Source organism: Kaistella jeonii, assembly GCF_000812865.1.
Taxonomy (GTDB): Bacteria; Bacteroidota; Bacteroidia; order Flavobacteriales; family Weeksellaceae; genus Kaistella; species Kaistella jeonii.
The window spans coordinates 704,605-722,497 of the sequence record NZ_JSYL01000002.1 but is presented as its reverse complement, the minus strand read 5'-3'; the positions used below and the strand labels follow the sequence as shown (position 1 = coordinate 722,497).

The window sequence follows — 17,893 nt, the reverse complement described above, 5'->3', positions numbered from 1 at the left end:
ATTAATGTTTCACGTGAAACATTTCAAAAATTAACTCATTTATCAATAAACAAATGATAAGCGAAATATACGACGTTATCGTAGTAGGAGCAGGACACGCAGGATCTGAAGCAGCAGCAGCAGCCGCAAATTTGGGTTCCAAAACCTTACTAATTACAATGAACATGCAAACAATCGGACAAATGTCTTGCAACCCTGCGATGGGCGGAATTGCAAAAGGACAAATCGTTCGGGAAATTGATGCAATGGGAGGTTATTCCGGAATAATTGCAGACAAATCAGCGATCCAGTTCAAGATGTTAAATCTATCAAAAGGTCCTGCAATGTGGTCTCCAAGAACACAAAATGATAGAATGTTATTTGCTGAAGAATGGAGATACGCTTTGGAAAATACGAATAATCTCGACTTTTTTCAGGATATGGTTAAAAGCCTTATCATAGAAAATCACAAAGTAGTTGGAGTAATTACGAGTTTAGGAATAAAAATCAAAGCAAAATCCGTCGTTCTAACCAATGGAACCTTCTTAAACGGTTTAATTCACGTAGGTGATAAACAGCTAGGCGGGGGAAGAATGGGAGAACCAAAAGCTTCTGGGATCACAGAACAGCTCGTATCACTAGGTTTTGAATCTGGTCGAATGAAAACTGGAACTCCACCAAGAGTTGACGGCAGAAGTTTAGATTATTCAAAAATGGAAGAACAAAAAGGCGACGAAAAACCTCATAAATTCTCCTATTCAGATACCCCAAAACTCACAAAACAACTAAGTTGTCATATTGTATATACCAATGAAACGGTACACGATATTTTACGGGAAGGATTCGATAGAAGCCCCATGTTTAATGGAACAATACAAAGTACTGGTCCACGATATTGTCCTAGTATTGAGGATAAAATCAATCGTTTTGCAGAGAGGAATCGCCATCAATTATTTGTAGAACCAGAAGGTTGGAGAACCGTTGAGATCTACGTTAATGGATTTAGTTCTTCTCTTCCTGAAGATATTCAAATCAAAGCGATGAAATATATTCCGGGTTTCCAAAATGTGAAGGTGTTCAGACCAGGATATGCAATAGAATATGACTACTTCCCTCCTACTCAATTATATCATACTTTAGAGACGAAATTAATTCAAAATCTATACTTTGCCGGACAGATAAATGGTACAACTGGTTATGAAGAAGCGGCAGGACAAGGTTTAATGGCAGGAATTAATGCGCACAATAAGGTGCATGATAAAGGTGAATTTATATTAAACCGCGATGAAGCTTATATTGGAGTTTTAATTGACGATTTAATTACAAAAGGAACCGAAGAACCTTACAGAATGTTTACTTCCCGAGCAGAATATCGATTGCTTTTAAGACAGGATAATGCAGATATTCGCTTAACCGAAAAAGCATATCAATTAGGTTTAGCTGATGAAACGAGACTTAGAAATGTAGAAGAGAAAATTGCTAAAAGCAATCAGTTAGAAGATTATTTAAAAGAAACCTCTTTAAAACCTGGCATTATAAATCCTATCTTAGCAAGTATAGAATCCTCTCCTGTTGATCAGGCTTATCGTGCTTCACAGATTTTAACGAGACCAAATATGACCTTAGATAAATTAGAGGAAATTGATTTTATCAATGAAAAGATAGGTGATTTTTCGCAAGAAGTAAAAGAGCAGGCAGAAATAAATATTAAATACAGAGGTTACATCGAAAAAGAAAGGGAAAACGTTGCAAAACTAAACCGTTTAGAAACGATTAAGATTCCAGAGGGTTTTGATTACACCAACATCAATTCCTTATCATCTGAAGCCAAACAAAAACTAAATAAAGTGAAACCACAATCCATTGCACAGGCAGGAAGAATCAGTGGAGTTTCGCCGGCAGATATTAATGTTCTTCTTATCTTTTTAGGAAGATAAATTTAGAATGTTTCACGTGAAACATTCTAAATGCAATCACCGATTAAGATCAAACTTAAAGAAATCAATTCCAAAAACAGACGACTATTAAATGAAAATTAAAGATCATTTTTTAACCCAGGAAATATTCGAAATAAAGGAAACGGAAGCAAAAGGTGTTTACAAAACATTTCCAATTCCTACCAACCTGGATAAATATTATGATAGTGTAGATTACATTTCGCACCATCAGGATTCGGGAAGTCTAAAAGAAAAACTCTATAAGTTCTTACAAGGTTTTAATTTAAAATATAAAAAAGATATCTTAAAAAATGAGTTACCTTCAAACGCAAAAGTTCTGGACTATGGATGTGGTGCTGGTGAATTTCTAAAGTTCATTGAAAACGATTTTAAAACCTTAGGCTTAGAACCTAATAATTCAGCAAGAAATTTTGCCTCTGAGAAATTATCAAAAACAAAAATTTTAAGTGATTTAAATTCTATCGAAAACGGAAGTTTAGATGCAATCACTTTATGGCATGTATTTGAACATATTGATAATCAAGAAGATATCTTAAAAATATTTCATAATAAACTGAAAATCAACGGTTTATTAATTATTGCAATTCCTAATCCTACTTCATTCGATGCGCAACATTATAAAGAATTTTGGGCTGCTTATGATGTACCGCGACATATTTATCATTTCACAAAATTAGGAATGGAAAAATTAATGAATAATGAAAATTGGAAAATAAAAAAAATCAAACCTCTCCTACTCGATTCCTTTTATATTTCCATGCTCAGTGAAAAATACAAGAAGTCAAGCTTATTTTGGATTAAAGGAATGATTTTCGGAAGCATTTCTAATTTTAAAGCTTTAAAAACTGGCGAATATTCAAGTTTGATATACGTAATCGAAAAAAAATAGTTTTTTGATTTTAAAGCTATTTCTGAAGGCCAATTTCTCTTACTTTTCCGAAAATCGTAACTTTTCAAAAAAATATATCGAAAGTAACATTTAGTAAATATTAGATATACATTTTCTCAGAATATATTATTCTCAAACATTAAAAAATATAATACTAATTGTAAAAATATATTTTAGAAAAAATACTTCACAAAAAAATTAAATAAAAAAGGTTCCCGAAACTTGGAAACCTTTTTATCTACTAAACTAAAATTTTAGTTATTTAATGATTAATTGCTTTTACTCCCGGAAGTTCTTTTCCTTCTAAACTCTCAAGCATTGCTCCTCCACCGGTTGAAACATAACTTACTTTATCTTCATAACCGAATTGTTTTACAAACGCTACACTGTCTCCTCCCCCAACTAATGAGAAAGCTCCTTGTTCGGTTGCTTCGGCAATACTGTCACCCAACGCGATTGTACCAGAAGAAAAATTAGGCATTTCAAAAACGCCAATCGGTCCATTCCACAATATTGTTCTCGAATTCATAATCACGTCATGATTCAATAATCTTGTTTTCCTACCAGCATCTAATCCCATCCAACCATCAGGAATATCGTAAACATCAACTTCTTTAGTTTCTGCATCATTGCCAAATTCATCGGCAATAATAATATCTACAGGCAAATGAACTTTTACGTTCTGCACTTTTGCTTTTTCCAAAATTTCTAGCGCTAACTGTAATTTATCTGTTTCAACCAATGAGTTTCCAATTTGTCCACCCAGAGCTTTGACAAAGGTGAAAGCCATACCACCACCAATAATTAAATGATCAATTGCAGGCAAAATATTTTCAATAATAGTAATTTTTGTTGAAACTTTTGATCCTCCCAAAATCGCAAGAACAGGTTTCTCTCCACTTTTCAGTACTTTATCAATCGCATTTAATTCTTTTTCCATCAATAAACCGAAAAATTTAGTTGAAGGAAAAAATTGTGCAATTACAGCAGTAGAAGCATGTTCCCTGTGCGCAGTTCCAAAGGCATCATTCACATAGGCGTTTCCATATTTTGATAATTTTTCTGCAAACTGCACATCACCATTTTCCTCCTCATTATAAAAACGTAGGTTTTCTAACAAAAGAATTTCTCCTGGTTTTAAATTTCTCGTCATATTTTCAGCGTCTGCTCCAATGCAATCTGGACAAAACTGAACTTGTTTACCTAAAACTTTTTCAATTTCGGGGACAATATTTTTCAAAGAAAATTCTTCAGAAACTTTACCTTTTGGCCTACCCAAATGGGTCATCAAAATAACAGAACCTCCATCGTTCAAAATCTTATCAATAGTTGGTTTTACAGCCTGAATCCGGCTATTATCCGTAACTTTCAAGTCTGCACTTTGCGGAACGTTAAAATCGACCCTCACCAATGCTTTTTTATCTTTAAAATTAAAATCGTTAATTGTTTTCATAGTTTTTTCCTGCTTTTAAGTTTCACAAATTTAGGATTAATTTGCTCGAATAAAAATTTAATTTCCCTTAAAATTCCACAATCCCCATTAACTCATTTTATCTACATTATCTTCTTTTATTAAAAAAAGAAAATGAATAGTGTTGTTGTAGTTTGTGTATTTGGGGAGAAATAAATTGCAAATATTTTACCACAAGTAGTAGCAGTGTATTTCATATTTTACTAACAAGTTAATAAATTGGTTTATAAGTATTTACTTAGCTTTTACACTATTGTCAATAACACATGATTTTTTACTCTATTAATAATTTAAGTATTGAAAAGACCTTCATTTTAGTTCTTAAACTTTATCTAACTATTTTGGTCGTAATCTAAAAAGTAATTGCAGTATGAATTAAAAATGAATGCGAAAAGGATTTGTTTTATTTACTTATCCACATCAATTCGAGATTATGCTAACATTTTATAATGATTTTTTTTTGGCGTGAAGTTTCACTCTATTTACGGTCCTACGTCTAGATTTTTTAGTGAACTTTCCGAATATTTCTATTTTTAGCAACAAAAGTTTTAATTAAATTTCATTCAATAGCGAAATTTTTAAGATTCAATCAAACCCTATTTATATTAATAGTATTAAATTTGTAAGAATTGTAAATTGATAAAATTACATTTAAAAATGAAAAAAATTGCTATTGCTTGCGATCATGCAGGATTCGAATACAAGGAAATCATCAAAAAACATCTGAAAGGTCAATATGAAGTGCAGGATTTCGGGACTTTTTCTAAAGACTCTGTAGATTATCCAGATTTCGTCCATCCAACTGCAACCTCTGTAGAAAATAAAGAGAATGAACTGGGAATTCTTATCTGTGGAAGTGGCGAAGGAGTTGCGATTACAGCGAACAAGCACCAGGGAATTCGATGTGCTTTATGCTGGGAAACAGAACTGGCAGAATTAGCAAGACAACATAATAATGCAAATATGATCGCACTTCCTGCACGTTTTATATCAAGCGAGTTGGCAATTGATATCGTTGAAAAATTTCTTACGACCGATTTCGAAGGTGGAAGACATCAAAATAGAGTAGATAAAATTGCTTTTTGCTAACTCACTATTCAAAACACAACTTAATATATGGCTAAAAAAAGCAAATTCATATCATCAAAAAACAACAACAAACTCCAGGAAATTGGTAGTTTGATTTTTAATTTTATGAACAAAAATTCGGAGAAGATCTACAACTACAAGCAAATTGCAGATGGCATCGATTATAAAAATCCGAGACAAAGAGAACAGGTAATTCAGTCTTTGCACAAACTGCTCTCTGAGAAAAAAATCATTGAAACTGAAAAAGGAAAATATATCCTGAATCTTAATATAGAAGGAACTTTAACCGGAACAATCGATTTCAACCAAGCCGGAAATGCTTATGTAAGAATCGATGGAATTGAAGATGATGTATTCATTCATTCCAAAAATGTGAAGGATGCAATACAAGGTGATAAAGTATTGATTGTTACCTATAATTTCAAAGGTAAAAAAATGGAAGGTTCCGTTTTGGAAGTTTTGGAAAGAAAACGCGATCAATTTGTCGGAACTTTTCAGCTCATCAAACATAAGGAATTCGGTTTTGTAGTTTGTGATAAAAAGCACATCAATACTGATATTTTTGTACCACTTGGAAAAATAGGCGGTGCAAAAGACGGGGATAAAGTCGTTGTAAAAATGACAGAGTGGAGAGCGGGAGAAAAAAATCCGACAGGAGAAATCATCAAAGTTCTTGGAATTCCCGGAGATCACGAAACAGAAATTCACTCTATTTTAGCCGAATACGGTTTGCCTTATGCATTCCCCGAAGAGGTAGAAAATGAAGCTCAAAATATTGATAAATCAATTGGCGGAAAAGAAGTAGAAAAAAGGCGCGACATGCGAAATGTCTGCACTTTTACCATTGATCCAAAAGATGCCAAAGATTTTGATGATGCACTTTCCATACAAAAACTAGACAACGGAAACTGGGAAATCGGTGTTCATATTGCCGATGTTTCGCATTATGTTGTTCCCGGAACTTTGCTCGATGATGAAGCTTATGATCGCGCAACTTCCGTTTATTTGGTCGATCGCGTTGTTCCGATGCTTCCCGAAGTTCTGAGTAACGAGGTGTGTTCGCTTCGTCCTAATGAAGATAAATATACGTTCTCCGCAGTTTTTGAACTGAATGAAAATTCTGAAGTTCAAAACGAATGGTTTGGTAGAACAGTTACACACTCCGATCGCAGATTTTCTTACGAAGATGCACAGGAAAGGATTGAAACTCAAACCGGAGATCTGACGGAAGAAATTTTAGTTTTAGATCGTTTGGCAAAAATTCTCCGTAAAAGAAGAATTGATGAAGGCGCTATTACTTTTGACAGAAGCGAAGTTCGTTTTAATTTAGATGAAAACAGCCAACCAATCGGTGTTTACTTTAAAGTAAGCAAAGATTCCAATCATTTAATTGAGGAATTTATGTTGTTGGCAAACCGTAAAGTTTCCGAATTTGTTTCTCTTAAAAAAGGTGGTGCTCCAACAGATCTTACTTTTATTTATAGAATTCACGATGATCCAGATCCAACTAAATTAGAAGCTTTGCGCGATTTTGTAGGAACATTTGGTTATAAAATGGATCTCGCAAACACTAAGAAAGTAGCACAATCTTTAAATAAATTATTGAGCGAAGTAAAAGGAAAAGGGGAAGAAAACATGATCGAAACTTTAGCGATGAGATCTATGAGTAAAGCAATTTATTCTACAAATCCGATCGGACATTACGGTTTAGGATTCGATTATTATTCACACTTTACCTCACCAATTCGACGATATCCTGATTTAATTGCACACCGACTTTTACAACATTATTTAGATGGAGGAAAATCACCGAGCAAACAGGAATACGAAGAAAAATGCAAACATTGCAGTTCTATGGAACGTTTGGCTGCAGATGCAGAGCGAGATTCTATAAAGTTTATGCAGGTGAAATTTATGGAGAAACATTTGGGCGAAGATTTTACTGGCGTTATTTCGGGTGTTGCTGATTTTGGTTTCTGGGTGCAAATTCCAGAAAATGGAGCAGAAGGTTTGATTAAACTTCGTGATTTAATGGATGATTCTTATACTTATGATCAAAAAAATCATTTAGTTCAAGGAAGTCGAACAGGAAATCAATACCAATTAGGTGACAAAGTAACCATCAAAGTAATGAAAGCTAATTTAATTCAAAAACAATTAGATTTCAAAATTATCAATTCATAAATCCTTCTTCTATAAATAGTTAAAGGAATAACAAAAAAACGTTAAGATAATTTCTTTATGTTAGAACTCATTTTCTCCGCGATCGGTTTAGGAATTATGTTAAGTCTGGTTTTTATTGGACCCATATTTTTCCTGTTGATTGAAACAAGTTTTTCCAGAGGTCCTAAACATGCTTTAGCCTTAGATTTGGGTGTGATTTGTGCAGATATTTTATGTATCACTGCAGCATTTTTTGCGAGCGGTGATTTGGTTGAAATCATCGATAAACACCCCGGTTTTTATCGGATCACCGCTTTTATTATTCTGATTTATGCGGTTTATATGATTGTTTCCAAAACCAAAATGCACTTAGTAAGTGAAGAAAAAATGATCAACCAAAACTATATGAAAACTTTTTTCAATGGTTTTTTCTTTAATATTCTCAATATTGGAGTCGTTTTATTTTGGTTGGTTACTGTCATTTCGGTGCGAAATGCGTATCCGGGACTCGATGATTTTCTCTTGTATATGGCATTGGTAGTGGGAACTTATCTGGTCATTGATTTTTTCAAAATTTATCTGGCGAAACAATTCCATGATCGTCTTACCCAAAGATTGACCAATCAAATTCGGAAACTGGTGGGGTTTATTTTAATTGCATTCAGTATTTTTATATTCTTGCAGAGTTTCAAAAAATTCAACCAGTTCGACAGAAGGCTTGAAGATGCAGAAAAAACGGAGCAAAAAATGATGCACAAATGAAAAAAGTAATTTTCCCTACATCTTTAAAAAAAGGAGATAAAATTGCGATCATTTCTCCTGCAGGTGCAGTTGAAGAATCCCAATTGGAAAAAGGATTAAAACTGATTGAATCAAAAGGGTATGAACCCGTACTCGGAAAACATCTTTATACCAAATTTTCCAACGGTTACAATTATGCGGGAACTGAAAAGGAACGAATTCAGGAGGTGAACTGGGCGTTTAATAATGAAAAAATTGGAGCAATTTGGGCTTCAAGAGGTGGTTATGGTTGTCAACATTTATTGCGACATTTAAAACTTTCCAAATTCAAACAAAATCCGAAATGGTATATTGGATATTCTGATAACACCGTTGTTCAGAGTTTTTTATTAAAAAATAATTTCGTGTCAATTCATGGTCAAACCATCAAAACATCCAGTTTTGGAGTAACTGATGAAAGTTATAATTTAATCTTTGATGTTTTAGAAGGTAAAAGACCCAAATATGTAATTGATAAAACGCAATTTAATAGAGATGGATTTGCAGAAGGCACTTTGGTAGGCGGAAATCTAGCGTTAGTTTATGCACTTTTGGGCACGAATTATTCTTTTAATTTTAAAGATAAAATCCTTTTTATTGAAGATATCGGCGAGAATTTTTATGCTTTAGACCGAATGTTGATCAGTTTAGATCTGGCAGGAGTTTTTCGAAATATTAAAGGTTTAATTATAGGAGGAATGACCAATATGGGCGATGAAGAAGACAATAAAAGCTACGAAGAAAGTTTCGATAATTTTGCTTACAAAATCGTATCCGAGCGAATTTCAAAATATGATTTCCCCACTGCATTTGGTTTTCCGAACGGACATATTCGTGATAACCGCCCTTTAATTATCGGTGCAAGTATTAAAATGAAAGTCGCTGAAAAAACAACAATCGAATTCTAATGGAAATGCTGGAAATTTCAAAATATATCTTTGCGATATTGCTTATAATCGCAGGAATTTTGCATTTCCTAAAGCCAAATTTCTACATAAAAATAATGCCGGCTTATCTTCCGGCGCATCGTACTTTAATAATTTTAAGTGGCATTGCAGAAATAATTTGTGGTATTTTATTGCTTTTTCCAGCAACAACTAATCTCGGCGCTTATTTAACTATAGTTTTATTAATAGCGGTTTTTCCAGCCAATATTGAAATGTCCCGTAAATATTATGTTAAGAAAAAGAAAGGATTTTGGTTCACTTTATTGCGTTTACCACTTCAGTTTTTGATGATTTGGTGGGCTTATCAATTTATTAAATAATGGCAGAACACAATGATTTCGGAAACCTTGCAGAAGATTTAGCTGCTGATTATTTGACCAAAAAAAATTATAAAATTTTGGTCAGAAACTTTCGTTATCAGAGAGCAGAAATAGACATTGTAACAGAATTTGAAAATCTGATCGTGGTTGTAGAAGTAAAAGCAAGAAGTTATGATACGCTTATTGAACCTCAAGAAGCGGTGACTAAAAAGAAAATAAAAGCCATTTTACTTTGCTCAGACTTTTTCATGAACGAAAATTCTATTGACAAAGAAGTCCGTTTTGACATTATTACGGTTCTTCCGGATGCATCAGGAAAATTACAAATCAATCACATCGAAGACGCCTTTCAGAGTTTCGATGCGAATTAAAAATATCAATCAAAATGAAAACAGCATTAATAACTGGAGCAACTTCCGGAATAGGGAAAGCTACCGCAGAATTACTCGCAAAACAAAATTATAGACTCATTATATGTGGTCGAAATGTAGAAGTTTTGAATCAAATGAAAACTGACCTTTCTGCAAATACTGAAATATTCACATTAAATTTCGATATTCGGGAATTTTCACAAGTTGAAAAAGCCATTCATTCTCTCCCGGAAAACTGGAAAAAAATTGATGTTTTAGTCAATAATGCCGGAAACGCTCATGGAATGGATTCATTAGAAAACGGAAACATTGATGATTGGGATGCGATGTTAGATGGAAACGTAAAAGGAATTCTCTACATTTCTAAACTTTTTATTCCTAGAATGAAAAGCGAGAAATCCGGTCATATTGTAAATATTTCGTCAACCGCAGCAAGACAAACTTACGCAAATGGAGTAGTATACTGCGCCTCTAAAAAAGCCGTTGACGTAATTTCAGAAGGAATGCGCTTGGAACTTACAGAATTTGGTATCAAAGTCACTAATCTTCAACCGGGATTAACAGAAACCGATTTCTCAAAGGTTCGATTCAAAGGAGATGAAGAACGTGCAAAAATGGTTTATCAAGGTTTTCAAGCTTTAAAACCCACCGATATTGCCGATGCAATTTCCTATTGTGTCAATGCTCCGAAACACGTTTGTATTTCAGATTTAACCATTTATCCGAGCGCGCAAGCTGAATCACGCACCGTTTATAAAAACGCTGGCTTGTAATTAATTTATACCTTTAATTTGTTTTCAAAAATGAAAATACTTCATATCGAAACTTCCTCCAAAAACTGTTCTGTTGCTATTTCTGATGGCGATGAATTGTTATGTTTGTGCGAAGAAGTTTCCGAAAATTATAAGCAGTCTGAAAGTTTGCACACTTTTGTACAATGGGCTTTAGAAGGCGCAAAAATCACGTTGCAGGATTTAGATGCAATAAGTTTAGGAAAAGGACCGGGATCGTACACAGGATTGCGAATCGGCGCTTCTTCTGCGAAAGGTTTCTGCTTCGGTTTACAAATTCCGCTTCTTGCTGTAAATTCCTTAGAAACGATGATCGAACCTTTTTTAAATAAAGGGTACGATTTGATTATCCCGTTAATTGATGCCAGAAGAATGGAGGTTTACTGTGCTAATTTTGATGGAAAATCCGGCGAAATGGTCACAGTGACAGAAGCTAAAATTTTAGATGGATCTTCTTTTCAAAAATTTGAAGGGAAAAAAATAATCTTTGTTGGTGACGGAGCCAAAAAGGCAAAGGAAATTCTTGAAATTTCTACCGCCGAGTACGATGATACGATATTTCCCTCCGCGAAATATTTAATAAAAAAAACCTGCGATAAATTAAATAAAAAAGAATTTGAGGATGTTGCTTACTTTGAACCGTTTTACTTAAAGGATTTTCAAGGCGTTAAGAAAAAGAAATCAGAATAATTTAAACTGTGAAAGCATTTTGAAATGCTGTTCTCCATAAATTGAACGAATAAAAAAAGCGAAGATCATTCTTCGCTTTTTAAGTATTAGAGTTTCGTGTCAACTGTTTTTTCTATGGGTCTTCCCATGTCTAGCTGATTTGTTTTTGGAGATTGTATTTCATTTTTCCCATCATTCTGCGGGCGGCGTCGCGGAATTGGTTCTGCAACAGGTTCTCTTGGAACTGGTGCGCCGTTTTCCTGATCAGCTTTATTCTCCGGCGTTCCTGGACCACCATTATTCAATTTATTACCAGTTTCATCAGTGGTTTCAATAGCCAGGTCACTTTTCAAATATTTCAGCATTTCGATGGCTTTTTCACCTTCCCGAGTTCTGGCGTAATTGAGCGCGATCTGCTCCAGCTGAAGAATCATAATTTCTTTTCCGGCAATTTTTCCTGCATTAAAGGCATTTAACAAAGCAAATTTCGGAACAAGTGCATCTTTCGGATATTTTTCTAAAGATGATTCTATCAAAACTTTACTCTCCGCATATTTTTCTTTAGCATACAGATCAAAAGCTTCTGCATATACTTTCTCAACTTCTTCAGAGGACTTGGCGAAAGAATTATTTTTAGGGTTTTTCACAAATTCCGCATAAGAAGTGTACGGATATTCAGTAAGGATCATTTGTTTTGCGCGATCAGCAGCACTCGGACTTTTTTCATAATTAATGGCAAAAATCTGATAAAGCGCCTGAAGTTTTAAATCGTCTTCGGGTTTCGAATCTACTAGATTATAAAGTGTTTTGGTCGCAAGAGGCGCATCAGAAAAATACGATTCATACATTCTTCCTAAACCTAAGCTTGCGGTATCTCGTGCTTTTTTCAAGGCAAAAATATCTTTTTGATCTGTCGGAATTTTTTCAATGTAAAAAGAAGGTTCTAATCTTCTTGGGTCAGGTGCATTTGTAATTCCCATCGCCTGACTTTTCATATCTTCAATGGTGTTGCTTCTTGCAGAGGTGCGCCAGTTATCATTTAGGGAACGATTTCCCCACAACTGTTTAAAGCTGGATTCTCCCTTTGCAACGGTGCTCAGATTCGCAAAATAAAAGCCACCCTTACTTTCCCCAAAATCCTGAAATCCTCCGGTATTTCCCGCGAAAGGTGAATTAGCAGAATAATCTCCTGTATCAAATCCTTTACTGCGTTCGGCTCTTTTTTTCTCCAGTTCTTCTTTTGCTTCCTTTGATTTAATTCCCTCAATATATTTGGTGAAATAAGCGATTTTTTCAGTTTCCGGCATACTTGCTAACGCCAAAATGCTGTCATTTTTCTTGATTAAATAATAATTTTTAGAAACTTGTTTGATGTTTTTTGACTGTTCTGTCAACAATATTTTTGAAGGTTCATAATTCATTACGGCCAAAGCAGAATCGTAATAAGCACCGGCAGAAAGATAATCGCTGTCTTCAAAATAGGCTTTTCCAATTTCAAAATAATTCAGTCCACGAATTTGTGGATCGGAAATCTTTTCTTTTAACGATTGTGCAAAATAAGCTTTAGCTTCCTCTTTTTTTCCCGCTTTATTGGCCATTAAACCCAAAGCATAATAAAACTCATTTTTTCTGGAAGCATAAGTTCCTTTTTTACTGATTTTTGCCAAGTAATCTTTGGCTCCTTCATAATCATCACCTTTTCCATTAAAGGTTTTGGCGATTTCAATTTGCGATTTTACTTCGAACTCGAAATTGTTCGCATTTTTGTAAGCGGAAACAAAACTTTCTCTCGCTTCTTCGTTCTTTCCTAAATTGGCTAAAATCTGTCCGCGAAGGAAAGCAATTCTACTGCGAAGTTTTCTGTTTTTATTGATGGCATAAGCGTCGCTCAGTTCATCAACCGCATCTTCTTTTTTCCCAGCGTGAAGCAACATTTCTGAGTAATATATACTAAGTAATTTGCGTTGATCTTTTTTGAGTTTTTCTTTTTTCAGATCTGCAAAAACCTCTTCGGCTCTTGTGTAGTCTTCCATTTTTGAATAAGCGAGACCTTGGTAAATTTTCGCTAAACGAATTCTTTTATCTTTCGGCATATTCGAAAAAATATAATTCAATCCATCTAAAGCTTCTAGAGGTTTATTTTGATAAATTCTCGCTTGAGCCAATAATATATTTGCATTAAAAATTTCCTTGTTCTTTTCTACACCGCCTTTCATTACAGAATATTTCGCGATGGCTTGAAGTGCTTTTGCTTCGGAAATTTCTAAAATGGTGGCTCCCGTTTTTACTCCGGGATTATTAGAATTTTGTGATCTACCTGGAGTTCCAAAGTTGTTTGCACCCGGAGTTCCTGGTCCGCTATTGCCCATTTTTCCAGTCGGAGCGGGGTCATCGCTGAACATTTTTGCAGATCCAAGTTCCGTTCCAAGAGGTTGCTCATCGTAAGTCAATAATTGAATATATGGAGCGTAAAAATTATCTCTGTGTGCTTTATCACGATTTTTTAGTTCAGTTTCCAGAGCATCTTTACTGTTAAAAAGAGTATTGTAGTACGCGAAAAATCCCTTCATAAAGGTAGAACTATTCGTCTTTTTACGAGAAGAACAGGAACTGAGAACCGTGATTGCTAAAAGAAAGAGTATCGTTTTTTTCATTATTTCATAATAACTTTGAAATCGGCACTTTAGTATAGAAAATGCCAATTAATTTGTTGTAAAAATAATGATTTTTTATTTTTGAAAGCTACTTATTCAAAATCTTTTAAAACGGAGTAGACCAAATGCGTCGGAAAGCCCATTATCGTATAATAACTTCCCTCAATTTTTTTGATTTTTGCCATTCCAAGCCACTCCTGAACACCATAACTTCCTGCTTTGTCAAAAGGTTTGTAATTTTTGATATAGAAATCAATTTCGAAATCTGTTAATTCATCAATCTCTACAGAAGCTACATCTGTTTTTGAAATATTTTTTTCTAAACTTCTGATCGTAAAACCCGTGTAAACCTGATGCGTTTTCCCAGAAAGTTTTCGTAACATTTTTCTTGCTTCTGCCTCATCTTTAGGTTTTCCCAGGATTTCGTTTTCTAAAGCTACAATCGTATCTGCAGTTATTAAAATCTCGTCTTTTTCTAGACCGCGGAAAGCATTTGCTTTCAATTCCGAAAGATATTCCGCAATTTCTTCAACCTCTAGATTTTCTGGATAAATTTCTTCACAGTCGATGGAAACAACCTCAAAAGTAAATCCTAAATTTTGCAGTAATTCTTTTCGACGAGGGGAATTAGAGGCTAATAATAATTTCATGAATGATTTTTAGAATTGTAAAAGATTGTTACTTTAAACATTAAACACTTTGAGTATTATCTTCAATCCAGTTTCCCTGAATTTTCATAACCTGTTCGATAACGTCACGAACTGCGCCTTTTCCACCTTCAATCGGAGAAATATATTCTGAAATCTCTTTTACTTCTTGAACTGCATTTTTGGGACATGCTGAAATTCCCGACACTTTCATAATTCTCATATCCGAAAGATCATCACCCATTGTTAAGATCTCCTCGTTTTTTAAATTATATTTCGACTTAAAATCCTCAAAATCTATTTGTTTGTTGGACGATTTGGCGTAGTAATCTTTAATTCCTAAATAGTTGATTCTGTGTCGAACTTCTTCATCATTTCCGCCTGTAATTACCCCAATGATATAATTATTTTTAATTGCTTTTACCACTGCATAGCCGTCTAAAACATTCATGACTCTGCACATATTTCCACCAGGTAAAAGGTAAATGCTGCCATCGGTAAAAACGCCGTCAACATCGAATACAAAGGCTTTTATATTTTTAAGTTTCGTTTTATAACTCATACATTTTTTTTATTGATTCGTTCATTACTTTGTAGATTTTGAGATGTTCCTCGTCGTTAATTAAAGCTTCATGAAGTTGTAAGATTTTTTCATCATTTCTTATTGCTGGTCCAGTTTGCGCTAATTTAGGATCTATTGTATTGATCTTCGAAGTAGTTTCTTTGATTAAAGGCAAAAAGTATTGAAATGGAATTTGCTGAGAATCTGAAATTTCTTTCGCACGGGCAAAAAGATGATTCACAAAGTTGCAGGCAAAAACTGCAGTAAGATGAATATATTTTCTTTTTTCATAATCGCTTTTCATTACATTTTCAGAAATTTTCGAAGCCAGATTTTCGAGCGTTTTTAAATCATTTTCATTTTCAGCTTCTACAAAAAAAGGAATTTCTGAATATTTCAATTCTTTCGATTTGGAAAAAGTTTGTAAAGGATAAAAACTTGCTTTTCTAAATTTACCTTCCAAAATTTCTTTTGGTAAAGAACCGGAAGTATGGGCGACCACGCAATTTTCTTTCGTAATTTGTTTTGAAATTGTTGCGACTGCATCATCATTTACCGCAATCAGATAGAAATCTGCATCTAACAATTCAGTAGTAGAAAAAGGAATATTGAATTTTTCTGAAATTTCCTTCAAGTCATTTTCGTTCCTGCCGAAAATTTGGGAAACAGCAATATTTTTTTCCTTGAAAGCTTTAGCGAGATGATAAGCTACATTTCCGGAACCTAGAATAACGATCTTCATTAAATTAAATATAAACAAAGATAATTATTTTGGTTTGGACTCAATATTGAAATACTTATTTAACTTTTAATTAAATTTACCATCAAAACAACGAAAGCATCGCAATGAAGATTAATGAAACCGAAATTATCGAGTTGATGTCGAGCGAGAAAACCCGTGAAAAAGGAGTTCGTTCGATGATGGATGCTTATCAGAGTAGGTTATATTGGCATATCAGGAGATTAATTGTTGATCACGATCTGGCGCAAGACGTTTTACAAGACACGTTTATCAAAGCGTATCAGAATTTTCATCAGTTTAAGCAAGACAGTCAACTTTATACGTGGTTATATAGAATTGCTACCAATGAAGCTTTGCAACAGCTCAATAAGATGAAAAAAATGCAAAAAAGTGATGAAGGTTCAGAATATCACCTTCAGAATTTAGTTGCAGAAAATGTTACCGCAGATGCCGATGAAATTCAGATCTTGTTACAGAAAGCCATTCAATCATTACCGGAAAAGCAGAAACTGGTTTTTACTTTGAGATATTACGAAGATCTGCCGTATGAAGAAATTTCTAAAATTGTGGACATGTCCGTTGGAACTTTGAAAACCAATTACCATTACGCCAAACAGAAAGTGGAAGATTATATAAAATTAAATTACACCGAATAAAATATTTTTTCTCTAATAAAATTGCATGATTGCAGATGACCATTAAAGGAAATAAAAATTGACAGATGAAAAATTTAGATATAGAAAAATTAGAACGTCAAAACGTTTACAGAGTTCCTGATCGTTTTTTCGAGGAAATGCAGATGAAAGTTCTCGCAGAAACCGCTCCTAAAAAAGAGGCGAAAATTATTAAGATGAACTGGGCTTATTCTGCAGCTGCATCAATTGCTTTACTTTTTGGAGTGACCTTTTTCGTCAATCAGAAAAATACAGATACTGAAGTTATAGCTGCAACAAAACAAATTGTGAACGATGGAACCACTGTTGCAAATGTGTCATTACCAAGTGATAGCCCTCAAAAAGAAGCTGTTATTTCCGATCAAAATGTAGACCAAGATTTAACTAATGTTGTCGCAACGAATCAAAAAGAAAGTAAAGCTCCAAATGTAATTGTAGAGCAGAATAAAAATAAAATGGGAGATCAGGAAAAAATGGCAGTAGTTCAGAATCCTGATGTTCAGGTAGATCAGATTCTTGCTAATTTTTCCTCCGCAGATTTGGCAGATTTAGGAAAAAATGTTGAACAGGATGTTTATCTGGATTTGTACAATTAAAAATAAAACAAACATGAAAAAGATTTTATTTTTGCTGGTCACACTGTTTTTAACCTCACAAAACAGTTTTGCTCAAGCACAGAAATACGATTGGAAAAAGATGAAACCAGACCAAAGGAAGCAGATCATTCAGAAGATGAGTCCGCAGGAAAGAAAATCGGTTTTGCAGGAATTTCGCGAAAACATGATGGTTTCAACACTGGCTGTTCCGCAAAACACACAGGGTGATTTTAAAACTTTGTATTCTGAATATCAGGAAAAGCAAAATTTGATTAAAAGTAAATTCAAATCTGGTAGCGATTACGAAAATATGAGTGATGATGAGGCAAAGAAACAGCTCAACGAGAGTTTTGAAGTTGGTCAGCAACTTTTGGACAACCGGAAAATGTATTCTGAAAAGTTTTTGAAAGTAATAAAACCGCAGCAAGTTCTTCAAATGTATCACACAGAAGGAAAGATGCGAAACAAAATAATAGAAAAAAAAGAAGACGGACAAGGAAATCCGAGTTCGCAGCGTAGAAGACCATAATAGTTTATTTTTAATGTTTGAGCGACCTCTGCAAGTTTTTGTAGAGGTCGCTCTTTTAAAAA

General features: G+C 34.1%; 18 protein-coding genes. 13 read left to right on the top strand and 5 right to left on the bottom strand.

The annotated features are described in order from the left end of the window. Positions 1-53: 53 nt before the first annotated feature. Entirely contained in the window at positions 54-1,916 is a 1,863-nt protein-coding gene (gene mnmG, locus OA86_RS06000) for a tRNA uridine-5-carboxymethylaminomethyl(34) synthesis enzyme MnmG (protein ID WP_039350176.1), read from the top strand. A 91-nt stretch (positions 1,917-2,007) separates the two neighbouring features. Next, positions 2,008-2,826 (top strand): class I SAM-dependent methyltransferase, encoded by an 819-nt coding sequence (locus tag OA86_RS05995; protein ID WP_039350174.1) that lies wholly within the window; start codon positions 2,008-2,010, stop codon positions 2,824-2,826. A gap of 262 nt (positions 2,827-3,088) precedes the next feature. On the opposite strand, the gene OA86_RS05990 is transcribed toward OA86_RS05995, so the two are convergent. Further along, complete coding sequence (locus OA86_RS05990; RefSeq protein ID WP_039350171.1) at positions 3,089-4,279, bottom strand: phosphoglycerate kinase; 1,191 nt, start codon at positions 4,277-4,279, stop codon at positions 3,089-3,091. Positions 4,280-4,954: 675 nt separating this feature from the next. Here OA86_RS05990 and rpiB point away from each other — a divergent pair. Genes rpiB through tsaB form a run of 8 tightly spaced genes read left to right on the top strand, consistent with a single transcriptional unit; the run spans position 4,955 to position 11,448 of the window. Then, positions 4,955-5,386: a ribose 5-phosphate isomerase B gene (gene rpiB / locus OA86_RS05985; RefSeq protein WP_039350169.1), complete on the top strand. Its 432-nt coding sequence runs from the start codon at positions 4,955-4,957 to the stop codon at positions 5,384-5,386. Between the two features lie 27 nt (positions 5,387-5,413). Continuing rightward, positions 5,414-7,570, top strand: a complete 2,157-nt coding sequence (rnr, locus tag OA86_RS05980; RefSeq protein WP_039350165.1) for a ribonuclease R — start codon at positions 5,414-5,416, stop codon at positions 7,568-7,570. 57 nt (positions 7,571-7,627) lie between these two features. Then, entirely contained in the window at positions 7,628-8,311 is a 684-nt protein-coding gene (locus OA86_RS05975) for a LysE family translocator (RefSeq protein ID WP_039350161.1), read from the top strand. After that, on the top strand, positions 8,308-9,237 hold the full coding sequence (locus OA86_RS05970; protein ID WP_039350158.1) for a S66 peptidase family protein: 930 nt from the start codon (positions 8,308-8,310) through the stop codon (positions 9,235-9,237). The genes OA86_RS05975 and OA86_RS05970 overlap by 4 nt, the downstream gene beginning before the upstream one ends. Next, positions 9,237-9,596 carry a DoxX family protein gene (locus OA86_RS05965; RefSeq protein WP_039350154.1) on the top strand — a complete coding sequence of 120 codons (360 nt, stop codon included), beginning with the start codon at positions 9,237-9,239 and terminating at the stop codon, positions 9,594-9,596. Before OA86_RS05970 ends, OA86_RS05965 begins: the two co-directional genes overlap by 1 nt. Beyond that, positions 9,596-9,967 (top strand): YraN family protein, encoded by a 372-nt coding sequence (locus OA86_RS05960; protein ID WP_039350149.1) that lies wholly within the window; start codon positions 9,596-9,598, stop codon positions 9,965-9,967. The genes OA86_RS05965 and OA86_RS05960 overlap by 1 nt, the downstream gene beginning before the upstream one ends. Before the next feature lie 14 nt (positions 9,968-9,981). After that, on the top strand, positions 9,982-10,740 hold the full coding sequence (locus OA86_RS05955) for an SDR family NAD(P)-dependent oxidoreductase (RefSeq protein WP_039350145.1): 759 nt from the start codon (positions 9,982-9,984) through the stop codon (positions 10,738-10,740). A gap of 30 nt (positions 10,741-10,770) precedes the next feature. Next, on the top strand, positions 10,771-11,448 hold the full coding sequence (tsaB, locus tag OA86_RS05950; protein WP_039350142.1) for a tRNA (adenosine(37)-N6)-threonylcarbamoyltransferase complex dimerization subunit type 1 TsaB: 678 nt from the start codon (positions 10,771-10,773) through the stop codon (positions 11,446-11,448). Between the two features lie 86 nt (positions 11,449-11,534). On the opposite strand, the gene porW is transcribed toward tsaB, so the two are convergent. The 4 genes from porW to OA86_RS05930 all read right to left on the bottom strand — a co-directional run bounded on the left by porW (position 11,535) and on the right by OA86_RS05930 (position 16,032). After that, entirely contained in the window at positions 11,535-14,081 is a 2,547-nt protein-coding gene (gene porW, locus OA86_RS05945; protein WP_177187108.1) for a type IX secretion system periplasmic lipoprotein PorW/SprE, read from the bottom strand. Between the two features lie 92 nt (positions 14,082-14,173). Then, positions 14,174-14,731: a Maf family protein gene (locus tag OA86_RS05940; protein ID WP_039350141.1), complete on the bottom strand. Its 558-nt coding sequence runs from the start codon at positions 14,729-14,731 to the stop codon at positions 14,174-14,176. A 40-nt stretch (positions 14,732-14,771) separates the two neighbouring features. Then, positions 14,772-15,290 (bottom strand): KdsC family phosphatase, encoded by a 519-nt coding sequence (locus OA86_RS05935; protein ID WP_039350139.1) that lies wholly within the window; start codon positions 15,288-15,290, stop codon positions 14,772-14,774. Further along, on the bottom strand, positions 15,280-16,032 hold the full coding sequence (locus OA86_RS05930; RefSeq protein ID WP_039350137.1) for a Rossmann-like and DUF2520 domain-containing protein: 753 nt from the start codon (positions 16,030-16,032) through the stop codon (positions 15,280-15,282). The genes OA86_RS05935 and OA86_RS05930 overlap by 11 nt, the downstream gene beginning before the upstream one ends. A 104-nt stretch (positions 16,033-16,136) precedes the next feature. On the opposite strand from OA86_RS05930, the gene OA86_RS05925 reads away from it, so the two are divergent. The 3 genes from OA86_RS05925 to OA86_RS05915 all read left to right on the top strand — a co-directional run bounded on the left by OA86_RS05925 (position 16,137) and on the right by OA86_RS05915 (position 17,831). Further along, positions 16,137-16,688 (top strand): RNA polymerase sigma factor, encoded by a 552-nt coding sequence (locus OA86_RS05925; protein WP_039350134.1) that lies wholly within the window; start codon positions 16,137-16,139, stop codon positions 16,686-16,688. Positions 16,689-16,753: 65 nt separating this feature from the next. Continuing rightward, entirely contained in the window at positions 16,754-17,302 is a 549-nt protein-coding gene (locus tag OA86_RS05920; protein ID WP_039350131.1) for a hypothetical protein, read from the top strand. Between the two features lie 13 nt (positions 17,303-17,315). Then, on the top strand, positions 17,316-17,831 hold the full coding sequence (locus tag OA86_RS05915; protein WP_039350553.1) for a hypothetical protein: 516 nt from the start codon (positions 17,316-17,318) through the stop codon (positions 17,829-17,831). The last annotated feature ends 62 nt before the right edge of the window (positions 17,832-17,893 follow it).